Consider the following 11,637-nt stretch of genomic DNA (forward strand, 5'->3'; position numbering starts at 1 on the left):
GGGGTGCGGCCCTTCCCGCATGTCCGGCTTGTACCACGGAAGCGCCCGGCGGGGCGGGTGTGCGGGGCCGCTCGGGGACATCACGAGGCCGGGGGAGTGGTGTCGGGGCGGACTCGGTGAGAAGGCGGCGAGGCGCGGTAGGTCTTACGCCGTCCTTATTTCCTGCTGACAGGAGAATCACATGCGCAGGTTCATCGGCCGGTCCGTCGCGGCCGCCGTGCTCGCGACGGCGGTCGTGCTCCCGGTGTCGGGAGTGGCCCAGGCCGCCCCGAAGGCGCCGACGGTCGCGTCGTGGCAGCACCACGACTGCAAGTGCAAGCACAGCCACCACCGCTGGGACGATGACGACGACTGGGGCTGGGGCCACCACTGGTGGGGCCACGGCGGCCTGCTCAGCGGCCTCCTCGGCATCCTCCTCTGAGCCGTCCGGCAGCCGTACAGGGCCGCACCCTCCGTTCGCGGACGGTGCGGCCCTGGCGTGCGGGCGGGGTCAGGAGATCAGTTCGATCTCGGCGAGGGTGGCCCTGGCGGCCGGGACCAGGCGGTAGTGCCGGTACGTGCCCGGCCGGTCGACCGAGAAGACGCGGGTCTGCTTGCCCCACGTGAAGGACTCGGCGGAGCGGCGGTCCACGGTGGTCCACTTGCGGCCGTCGGGGGAGCCTTCCAGAGTCCAGCCGGCGGGTGCGTCCGCCTTGGCCGAAGAGGTCAGCGTGTACGAGGTGACGCGGGACGCCTTCGTGAGGTCGGCGGCCGCCGTTTCGAAGGACGCCGAGGTGTCCGAGGTGTTGTCGAAGAGCGCCGAGCCGTCCGGCGCGGTCACGTCACCGGCCGGGGACGGGACCTTGTCGTCCTGGGTGATCGAGGTGGGCGCGGCGTGCGCGCCGGTGCCCCAGCGGGACGGCTCCGGGCCCATGGCGAAGTCCAGGGTGCCGCCGCGGGCGAGTACGGAGTGCGGGAGCGCCGTGGAGGTCCAGGGCTTGCCGTTGACCCGCACGCCCTGCACGTAGACGTTCCGGGCGCTGTTCTTCGGGGCCTTGATGACCAGGTCGCGGCCGTTCTCCAGGTGGACGGTGGCCTTCGTGAAGAGCGGGGAGCCGATGGCGTACTCCGGCTGTCCCATCACCAGCGGATAGAAGCCGAGGGCGCTGAAGACGTACCAGGCGGACATCTCGCCGTTGTCCTCGTCGCCCGGGTAGCCCTGGCCGATCTCGCTGCCGAGGTAGAGCCGGGAGAGCACCTCGCGGACCTTCTCCTGGGTCTTCCAGGGCTGCCCGGCCGCGTCGTAGGCGTACGCGATGTGGTGCGACGGCTGGTTGCTGTGGCCGTACATGCCCATGCGGGTGTCGCGGGCCTCGGTCATCTCGTGGATCACGCCGCCGTAGCTGCCCGCGAACTCCTGGGTGCCGGTCTCGGGCGTGGCGAAGTACGTGTCGAGCTTCTTCGCCAGGCCCGCGCGGCCGCCGTAGAGGTTGGCGAGGCCCTTGAGGTCCTGCGGCGCGGTGAAGGCGAAGGTCCAGCCGTTGGTCTCGGTGTAGTCGTTGCCCCAGACGCGCGGGTCGTACTTGTCCGGCGTCAGCCGCCAGTCGCCCTTCTCGTCCTTGCCCTGGAAGAAGCCGACCTTGTCGTCGAAGAGCTTGACGTAGTCCTGGGCGCGGTTCAGGAAGTAGGCCGACTCCTCCTTGTAGCGCTTCTTGTGGGTCTTCTTGTAGAGCGCCTGGCCCATCCGGGCGATGCCGAAGTCGTTGAGGTAGCCCTCCAGTGCCCAGGACATGCCCTCGCGGGTCTTGGTGGAGGTGTAGCCGAGGAACGGCGAGGTGTTCATGCCCTTGCGGCCGACGCCGGGGCTGGGCGGCGCGACCGTGGCGTTCTTCAGCGCCGCCTCGTACGCCGCGTCGGCGTCGAAGTGCACCCCCTTGGCGTACGCGTCGGCGAACGCCACGTCGGAGCTGGTGCCGGTCATCAGGTCGGCGTAGCCGGGCGAGGACCAGCGGGAGATCCAGCCGCCGTCCTTGTACTGCTGGACGAAGCCGTCGGCCAGCTGCCCGGCCAGCTTCGGGGTGAGGAAGGAGTACGCGGGCCAGGTGGTCCGGTAGGTGTCCCAGAAGCCGTTGTTGACGTGCACCTGGCCGTCGACGATCTTCGATCCGGTGTGGGTCGGGGTGTCCGGGCCGGTCGCGGGGGAGAAGGGGCTGGCGTAGCGGGCCTTGCCGCTCACCTCCTCGGAGCCGGAGTTGGGGTAGAGGTAGAGCCGGTAGAGGCTGGAGTAGAGGGTGGTGAGCTGGTCGCGGCTCGCGCCCTCGACCTCGATGCGGCCGAGGATGCCGTCCCAGGCGGACCGGGCCTTGTCCGTCAGGGAAGTCAACGACGCGCTCTCCGGGACCTCCTGGCCGAGATTCGCCTTCGCCTGGTCGACGCTGATCAGGGACGTGGCGATGCGCATCGTGACCGTGCGGTCGGTGCCCGGCTTGAAGCGGAGGTAGCCGGTGACGTCGGGGCCGCCGCCTCCGGAGAGCTTGCCGCCGGCGGTGACCGGCGCGTCGAAGGTGGCGTACACGAAGAGCCGCGTGGCCCCCGTGGACGACCCGCTCTTGACGTCGGAGAAGCCGGTGACCACGCCGTTCTCGGTGTCGAGCGTGAGGCCGCCCTTGTTGTTGACGTTGTCGAAGATCAAGCTCGCGTTATCACCCGGAAAGGTGAACTTCATCAGCGCGGCGTGGTCGGTGGGAGCGATCTCGGTCTTCAGCCCGTTGTCGAAGGTGACGCCGTAATAGTGCGGCTTCGCCGTCTCGCGGGAGTGGTGGAAGGGGAGCGCGCGGGCGGTGCGGGAGGCGTCGGGGGTGCCGGCGGCCGCGGACGGCATCACCTGGAAGGTCTGCCGGTCGCCCATCCAGGGGCTGGGCTCGTGGCTGGCGGCGAAGGCCTGGAGTGTGGGGAGGTTGTCGGCGTTGTTCTTGCGCGCGTATTCGTAGAGCCAGTCCTGGGAGCCGGCGTTGGTGACCGGGGTCCAGAAGTTGAAGCCGTTGGGGACGGCGGTCGCGGGGAAGGTGTTGCCGCGCGAGAAGCTGCCGCTGGAATTCGTGCCGCGGGTGGTCGAGGCGTAGTCGGCGAGGTGCGCGAGCCGCTTCTCGGGCGCCTTGGGGGCCAGCTTCACATCGTCCAGCCAGCCGCGGAACTTCGCCGGGCCCTTCGGGGAGTCGTAGGCGACCAGGATCCGGTCGACGGTCCGGCCGTTCGCGACCTGCCCGATCCGCGAGGCGATGTGGTTCCACTGATTGACGTAGAGGGACTTCGAGGCGCCCTGACCCCGCGGATCGAGCGGGAAACCGTGCTGGTCAACGGCCTTGAGGTCGCTCAGATAGGTGCCGTCGCTGAAGGCCAGGTCGACGGCGACGTTCGTGGCGTCGTAGTCGCGGTCGCCGTCGGCCATCGACGGGAAGACGCGGTAGGAGAGCTCGGTGTCCCGGTCGACGGCGACGTTCACGTCGAAGACCTTGTTGTACGAGTATCCGCGGCCGTCGGCCGTATGCGTCCCGGCGTAGCGCAGGGCGCGCGTCCCGGTGAATCCGGCGCGGGCCTTGGCGGTCGGTGAGCCGCTCGGGCCGCGGTCGACGAGGGAGAGCATGTCCTTGGGCGCGGGGGTGTCGCCGCCGTCCGCCGCGAGGTGGACGTCGGCGAGCTGGAGGGCGTCGTCGGCGCCGTTGTTCGCGGTGATGTCGAGGCGGTAGTGGCGGTAGGCGGCCGGGGCGCCGATCTTGTACGTCCTGGTCTCATGGCGCTTCGGGAAGGACTGGTCCCGCTGGGTGTCGAGGACCTTCCAGTCCTTGCCGTCCTGTGACCCCTCAAGGGTCCAGTCCCGGGGGTCGCGCTCGGCGTGGTCATTGGCCGAGGTGAGCGCGTACGTCGTGACCTCGATGGGCGCGTCCAGGTCGAACTCGGCCCAGCTCGTGCGCGCGAAGGCCAGCCACTTGCTGCCCGGATCGCCGTCGATGAGGTTCTCCTTCACCTCGCCGCCGCCGTCGTTCTCGCCGCCCGCCCGGACGTCGGTGACCCGCTCGGTCACCTCGCCGGGGATGCCGGAGCTGAACGCGCCGTTGACGCCCGCGGCCTTCTTCTTGCCGTCGGCACCGGTCTCCACGGTGTTGAGCCAGGTCGGCGCGGGGTCCTTCGCCTCGAAGGAGGAGCTGAACGCCCGGTCGGAGCGCGGAGATCGGTCCGGCGTGGCGACCGCCGGGCTCTGGCCGCCCATGGCGAGGGCGAGGGCGACCGCGCCGATCGTCGTGGCGGTGACCGGGCGACGTCTGTATCGAGATCTGTGCCCCATCCGCAAGATTCCTCCAGTTGGACAACGTTGTCACGAGGCCGCGCAAGGGACCAGTAGGGCGGCAAGCGGGCAGGAGTGTCAAGGGCGCGGGACGACCGAGGGGCGGTTGTCGGTCGTACGCCGCTGGTTGTCGGCCGTGCGCCGCGCTCGCTTCGGTTACGGCTTCGCGGCGACGGGCGGCACGAAGAAGCTCACCATGTCCCGGTACTCCTGGTGGGGCGCGTCATCGGCGGCGAGCCAGTCGCTCGGTCCCACGCGGTCCTCCCACGCGAGATGCCGCTCGGCGATGGCGCCGACGAAGTCCTGGGCCAGCCGCCCCGCTTCGAAGAGGTCCTGGTCCGGACTCTGCGAACTCGCCCCGACGATCTGCCCGCGCACTTCGGCGGAGTGTCCGTAGCGAAAGCCGGCGCTGCCGCACAGATGCGGGTCGACGAGGACCGCCTCGCCGTAGTTGCGCCCCAGTCGCCGGTGGCCTGCGGCCTTGGCGGCCGCGTTGGGCAGGAATCTGTGCCCGTCCTCGCCGATGCTGACGACGCCGAGAACCGCGCGCTCGTTGGGTATCCAGGGCCCCGCCGTGGGATCCATGAGGACGAAACCCATGGCTGTCCGGCCATAGCTGCCGCGGGGCGCGGCGGACGCGGCGGTGGTGTGCTGGCGCCAGATGCTCGCCGCGCGCCGGAGCCCGAGCTCCAGCAGGAGCTGGTCGAGTTCGCCGGGGCCGAGCAGGTAGTCGTACGGATTGCGGCGGTGCTGGGCGCGCACCGTCAGCCCGTGCTCCGAAACGGTCTCGCGGACATTCACTGTCGGCTCCTTCTGCGGTGTGCACCAGTGGTCGGCCACCGGCGGGGCGGTGAGATCGTCGGAGATCATAAGGCCGAAATCCGGTGCCGCCGCGGGGAAATCGAAAAAGATCTTCGAGAGGTGGGCGGTGCGGCCGTTCCGTAGAAAATTCTGCGCGGAAAGGCCGCGTACGCGGTGCCGGAATCGTTCCGGTTACGTGCGGGAATGGCGATAGTGGTTGAACCACTTGACGTCACGTCAGTTTCCATCCATGCAGGTCAAGTTGGGTTCACGTAAAAGGCGTGGTCCGCTCATGGAAATGCTTGACCGCGGGACCGCTTCCCCATAGATTGCCTGGCGCCGCAGGGATCGAATATCGAACGGGGGGCGATCAAGTGGTGGGGGGTTCCGGGACCCGCAGGGTTTCCCGATCTTGAGTACGTGGAGTCGCCGACTCCGTATTCACACCTGACCTGGCTGGGCCGCCACAGGGCGCCCCGGCTTTCCGAGTCGCGCCCTTGAACCATCGGGACCATCGCGCGAAATCACCGTTGCCGTATTGCCTGCCGACAGCCCGGGCCTTGGCCCAGGTGGCCTCGGCATGCCGCGCGGCCACTCATGGGAAAGGTTGGTTCTGCAATGACAGTGAGCGCTCATCTCGGCCTGGCGGAGACGTTCCGGCGGGACGGTTTCGCCGCGACGGGGCCGCTGATCTCCACGGACGAGGTGGAGCTGTACCGGGACATCTACGACCGCTTCCTGAGCGGCGAGATCGAGAGCGGGGACAAGCGCTCCGACCTCGGCTCCCACGTCCCGCGCCGGGACGGCGTGCGGGAGAACATCACGCAGATCATGTGGCCCTCCGCGCTGTACAAGCCGCTCCTGGACCTGCCGCTGCACGACCGGGCCCTGAAGGTCGCCCGCGAACTCATCGGTGACGACGCCGAGCTGGACTTCGACATGCTGATCCACAAGGCGCCGCACACCGGCGTGCCGACGCCGTGGCACCAGGACGCGGCCTACTGGATCGACCTGCCCGACACCCGTGCCGTCTCCCTCTGGGTGGCCCTCGACGAGGCCGTGCTGGACAGCGGCTGCATGTGGTACGTCCAGGGCTCGCACCGGCAGCCGCTGCGCCCGCACCGCCCGACCAGCGACGGCAAGAACATCGAGACCGACTGCTCCGAGACCGAGCCCGGGGCGACCGCGGTGCCGGTGTCGCCGGGGGAGGGCATCGCCCACGGAGGCCAGACGCTCCACTACTCCCGCGGCAACACCACGGACCAGGTCCGCCGCGCCTACATCCTCAACTACCGCCCCGCCTCGATGATCCGGTTCGAGCGGGAGCGGGGCGCGGACCACGGCCTCGAGGAGAACGTGCGCAAGGTGCGCAACGCGAACGCCGGGGACGCGGGCAACTGAGCGACTCGCAATTGATCCACCCGCGACCGATCCACCCGTAACCCCCCTCCGACCGCCCTGAACACGCCTGTGAGGTAATGCCATGGAGCCCACGAGTCACCCGGTGAAGTTGAGCGGTGCCGTGATGGCGCATCCCAAGCGCATGAAGGAAGCCCAGCTCATCGCTGACGCCGACGCGAAGGGCCGGATCCGGGTGACCGTCGACCCCGAGCCCGGGGGCCGGCCCACGGCGCTGCGCACCGCGCTGGTGTCCTGGGGATGCGTGGCGCCGGACGCCACCCACCACGTGGTCCTGCAGGACGACGTGCTCCTGGCAGACGGGTTCTACGAGCACGCCGAACGCGTCGCGGCCCGGGTCCCGCACGAGGCGGTCGCCTTTTATGCCGGGTGGGAGGCGCGCAACGGCGCCGTGGCGCGCCTCGCCGCGCTGACCGGCTCCCCGTGGGCGTACACGCTCCAGGAACACGTGCCGTGCCAGGCGCTGATGCTGCCCGCCGACGTGGCCCGGGGTTACGCGGCCTTCCAGGAGGAGCACGGCGAGGGCTGGCCGTACGACGTCGTGGTGCAGCAGTACCTGAACTCCCTGGGGATACCCGTACGGTTCACGACGCCCAGCACCGTGCAGCACGACGAGGTGCCCAGCATCGCCGGCAACAGCTACCACGGGTTCCGCCAGGCGACGCTGTTCACCGGACAGGCGGCGGAACCGTCGACGTACGACTGCCCCCGCTTCCCGGTCGTGCCCTTCTACCAGTACGGCGACGCCCGGTGCGCCGTCCGCCGTGAGACGGAATGGGAGTACCTGGAGACCGAGCGGTACCTGCGGCGCCTCGGGCTGCTCGACAACGCCACGGCGGCCTTCGACGCGGCCGAGCCGTCCGGTCTCCCCGAGCGGGTGAGCCGGGCCGTGTGGCTGACCGGGTTCGCCACCGGCGTCGTCACCGCCGACGCGCCGGAGCCGGAGCCTTCGGTGGCGGCCGCGGTGATGGAAACGCTGGGCACCGGCGGCCTGTGCGAGGAGTACACGGCCGCTGAGCTGCTCGCCATGGCCCCCGCGGTGCGGGACCTGGCACTGGCCGCGCTGGCGGCGGGACGCCGGGCCGGACGCCTCGGCATACGCGCGGCAAGCCCCGGACCCGATGCCGCCCGCGTCGTCGTCACCGGGGGCGAGAGCCGCTTCGGCGGCCAACTCGCCCGCCTGCTCGTCGACGTGGGGTACCAGGCCGTACATCTCGCGGGCGCGCCGGAGGCCCGGGACCTGGCCGGTGTGCCGTACGTCGTGCACCTGGGCGGCGCCGACGACGCGCTGCTCGACGAGGTGCTGACGGCCGCGGAGCAGGCGGGCGTGGCGCGCCTCGTGTACGCCGGTTCCGCCGCGGTCTACCGCGGCAGCGGCGCCCGGACGGTGGCGGAGGGGACGCCGGCGGAACCGCCGGGCGACCCGGTCGCGCTGGCGTGGTGGCGGCAGGAGGAGCGGTGCCGCCAGTGGGGCGAGCGGAGCGGGACCGCCGTACAGGTGCTGCGCCTCGCCGACCCCGTCGGTCCGCACGCCCCCGCCGACAGCACCCCCGTCCGGTGGGTGCACCTGGCGTGGACGCGCCACTCGCTCTCCCTGAACAAGCAGGGGGCGCACCAGATCCTCGACTACCGCGACATGGCCGACGCCATCGGCGCCGTGCTGGCCGCCCCGCCGGCCGCGGCGGTGCTCAACGTGGCCTCGGCGGCGTACGGCGAGGAGGAGCTGGCGGAGCTGCTCGCGGACGTCTCGCGCCGGACGCCGTGGGAGTGGAGCGACGGCCCGGAGGCCGAGCGCTGGACCATGTCGACGGAGCTGATCGAGAAGGAGCTGGGCTGGCACCCCTCGGCCTCGGTCTTCGAGGGCGCGCGGGCGCTGGCCCAGTGGTACGCCTGCGACATCCACGGCGACTACGACGTCCCGGCCTGAACACCCCATCTCTCATTGACCTTTCAAGGAGTGCGGCATGTCCGGTATAGCTGGCTGGGTCGACTTCTCCCGCGACGTGGCGCGGGAGCGGGACGTCGTACAGGACATGACGGCCACGCTGGCCCGGCGCGGTCCGGACGGCGAAGGCGTGTGGCTGTCCGGGCACGCCGCGCTGGGCCACCGGCGGCGGTCCGCCGCCGAGGCCGAAGGGGGCGAGCTGCCCCTGGTCCTCGATGCCGGTTCCGGCCCGCGCACGGTCCTGACCTGGAACGGCCGGCTCTACAACGCCCAGGAGCTGCGGACCCGGCTCCGGTCGGCGGGCCACGACCTCAGGGCCGGCGGCGACGCCGAGCTGGCCCTGCACGCGCACCGGGAGTGGGGGCCGGACTTCGTCACGCGGCTCGAGGGTGTGTACGCCTTCGCTCTCTGGGACGTACGACGGGAGGAACTGCTGCTGGTCCGTGACCGCATGGGCGTGAAGCCGCTGTGCTACGCGATCACGCCGGCCGGGGTGCTCTTCGGCTCCGAGCCGAAGGCGATCCTCGCCCATCCCGATTTCTCGGCGGCCGTCGACGCCGAGGGGCTGCGCGACATCCTCTCGGTCGCCCGGGTGCCAGGGCACGCGATCTTCCGCGGCATGCGGGAGGTCCGCCCGGGCCACACGGTGCGGGTGACGCGCGCGGGCACGGTCGAGAAGCGCTACTGGGGACTGCGGGTGGCGGACCACACGGAATCCCTCGACCGGACGATCGACACCGTCCGCGGCCTGCTGGAGACCATCGTCACCGAGCAGATGGTGGGCGAAGCGCCGCCGTGCGCGCTGCTCTCCGGCGGCCTGGACTCCAGTACCCTCACCGCGCTGGAGGCGAAGACGGCCCGCGCCCAGGGGATCGGCCCCGTCCGCTCGCTGGCGGTCAACGACCACGACCCCGACGGGAAGGCCGGCAACGACGACCACCTCTACGCGCGGATGCTGGCGGAGCACGTCGGCACGGACCACGGCGAGATCTCCCTGAAGGACCTCGACCTGCTCGACCCGGCACTGCGGGCCTCCGTCCTGGCCGCCTACGACGTGCCGATCAACAAGGGCGACCAGTACGCCTCCCTGCATCTGCTGTTCCGCGCCGCGCGAGAACACGCCACCGTCGCCTTCTCCGGAGAGTGCGGCGACGACGTGTTCGGCGGATACAACTGGAACCGCCTCTCCGAGTGGATCTCCACCAGTACCTTCCCCTGGGTGGCCGAGGGGAGGCCGCGCTTCCAGGGCTACGAGTCGGTCTTCGACCCCGGCCTCCTCGGCAAGCTCGACCTGGCCACGTACGAGCGCGACTCCCACAGCGCCGCGGTCGCGGAGATCGCGGCGGCCGACCACCTCGACGACGCGGACGAGGCGCGCTACCGGGAGGTCACCTACCTGGCGCACACCCGCCACTCCCGGGTTCTCTTCGACCGCCTCGACCGGCTCGGCATGGCGTCCGGGCTCGACATCCGGGTGCCCTTCGCCGACCACCGGCTCGTCGAGTACACCTTCAACATCCCCCGCGCCATGAAGGGTTTCGACGGCCGGGAGAAGAGCCTGCTGCGCGCGGTCATGAAGGACCTGCTCCCGGAGCCGGTGGCGATGCGCGTCAAGACCCCCTATCCCAACCTCCGGGACACCGCCTACGACCGCGTGCTCCGCGACCGGCTCGTGGCCGTCGTACGCGACCCGGACAGCCCGATCGCTCCGCTGCTCTCCGACGGACTCAGGGCAGCGGTGGCGGGGAGCGGCGCGGCCGCGCTGGAGAGCGGGGTGAGCCGGGCGGCTCTGGAGACGGCACTCCAGACGGAGAGCTGGCTGCGCACCTACGGGGTGCGGATGGACCTCTGAGAGTTCTCCAGCCTGAATTCCGTGCAAAGGATGCCCGAATGATCACGCCCCTCGCCCCGCCGGCCCGCCTGTGGACCTGGAATTTCGGCGGCTACTTCACCGCCCGCATCGCGTCGATGCTGGGTGACGCGATGCTCCCGGTCGCCATGTCGGTCGCGCTGCTCTCCCTCGGATACGGGGTCAGCGCGGTCGGGTTCGCGCTCGGCGCCTGGATGGGGGCGTTCGCCCTCTTCGTCGTTTTCGGCGGGGTGTTCGCCGACCGGTTCCACCCCAGGCCGCAGATGATCGCCGCGGACGCGGTCCGGTTCCTGCTCATCGGCTCGCTCGCGGCGTACTTCTGGCTCGGGCACCCGCCGCTGTGGTTCATCCTCGCGGTGTCCGTGCTCGGCGGGACCGCGACCGCGATGTTCCAGCCGGGCGTCACCAGCCTGGTGCCCCAGGTCGCCGCCGACCCGCAGCAGGCCAACGGGGTGCTGCGGGTGGCCCAGGGGATGTCCACGATGGCGGGGCCCGCGCTCTCCGGGCTGCTCGTCGCCACCACGTCGGCGGCCGTGGCGTTCGCGGCGACCGCCGCCACCTTCGCGGTCAGCGGGGTCTGCCTGGTGGCGCTGCGGCTGCCCCGGTTCGAGCCGGACCGGTCGGCCTCCACGCTGGCGAATCTGCGTACCGGCTGGGACGAGTTCCGGTCCCGGTCCTGGCTGTGGGCGGTGATCCTGATCTGGTGGATGCTCGGGATGTTCGTCTGGGGCCCCATCACGCCGCTCGGCGCGGCCTCCATCACCGACGCGCACGGCAAGGCCGCGTTCGGCTACGCCGAGGGCGCGTTCGGGGCCGGCTGCGTCCTCGGGGGTGTGCTGGCGATCCGGATCCGCCCGTCCCGGCCGCTCTTCGGCGGCGGGCTCGCGATGTTCCTGTTCCCGCTGATGCCGCTGGCCGCTTCCCTGGTCCCGGCCCAGCCGCTGCTCATGCTCGGGTATGCGATCAGCGGCATCGGCTGGGCGTTCTGGGGCGTCCAGTGGGCCACCACGATGCAGACCCAGATTCCCGAGGACCGGCTCAACCGCGTGTCCGCCTACGAGATCGCGGGCTCGATCCTCGCCGTGCCGATCGGGCAGATGATCGCGGGCCCCGCCAGCACGGCCTTCGGCGTCCACCGGATGCTGATGGTCGCCACGGTGATCGGCTTCTGCTGTGCCGCGGCCCTCATCGCCGTCGCCCCCATCCGCCGGCTCCTGCGCGCGCCGGAGCGACCGCGGCCCGCGCCGGCCACTCCCTCCCTCGACGCGACCAGCACATGAT

General features: G+C 71.0%; 7 protein-coding genes. 5 read left to right on the plus strand and 2 right to left on the minus strand.

Annotation, left to right across the window (positions count from 1 at the left end):
* Positions 1–181: 181 nt before the first annotated feature.
* Positions 182–421 (plus strand): hypothetical protein, encoded by a 240-nt coding sequence (locus tag ACZ4MH_RS05155; protein ID WP_351588312.1) that lies wholly within the window; start codon positions 182–184, stop codon positions 419–421.
* Positions 422–490: 69 nt separating this feature from the next.
* Here ACZ4MH_RS05155 and ACZ4MH_RS05160 read toward each other — a convergent pair whose 3' ends face one another.
* Complete coding sequence (locus ACZ4MH_RS05160; protein WP_351588315.1) at positions 491–4,321, minus strand: GH92 family glycosyl hydrolase; 3,831 nt, start codon at positions 4,319–4,321, stop codon at positions 491–493.
* Between the two features lie 156 nt (positions 4,322–4,477).
* Positions 4,478–5,191: a hypothetical protein gene (locus ACZ4MH_RS05165; protein ID WP_351588318.1), complete on the minus strand. Its 714-nt coding sequence runs from the start codon at positions 5,189–5,191 to the stop codon at positions 4,478–4,480.
* Positions 5,192–5,740: 549 nt separating this feature from the next.
* On the opposite strand from ACZ4MH_RS05165, the gene ACZ4MH_RS05170 reads away from it, so the two are divergent.
* From ACZ4MH_RS05170 to ACZ4MH_RS05185, 4 genes are all read left to right on the plus strand, one after another.
* Positions 5,741–6,523 carry a phytanoyl-CoA dioxygenase family protein gene (locus ACZ4MH_RS05170; protein ID WP_351588320.1) on the plus strand — a complete coding sequence of 261 codons (783 nt, stop codon included), beginning with the start codon at positions 5,741–5,743 and terminating at the stop codon, positions 6,521–6,523.
* A gap of 82 nt (positions 6,524–6,605) precedes the next feature.
* The gene (locus ACZ4MH_RS05175) at positions 6,606–8,468 is read left to right on the plus strand and encodes an NAD-dependent epimerase/dehydratase family protein (protein ID WP_351588322.1); all 1,863 of its coding nucleotides are present in this window, start codon (positions 6,606–6,608) and stop codon (positions 8,466–8,468) included.
* Between the two features lie 37 nt (positions 8,469–8,505).
* Positions 8,506–10,338, plus strand: coding sequence for an asparagine synthase (glutamine-hydrolyzing) (gene asnB / locus ACZ4MH_RS05180; protein WP_351588324.1), 1,833 nt, complete (start codon positions 8,506–8,508; stop codon positions 10,336–10,338).
* Positions 10,339–10,376: 38 nt separating this feature from the next.
* Positions 10,377–11,636 (plus strand): MFS transporter, encoded by a 1,260-nt coding sequence (locus ACZ4MH_RS05185; protein WP_351588325.1) that lies wholly within the window; start codon positions 10,377–10,379, stop codon positions 11,634–11,636.
* The last annotated feature ends 1 nt before the right edge of the window (position 11,637 follow it).

It is taken from the genome of Streptomyces sp. NPDC026301, from assembly GCF_055567935.1.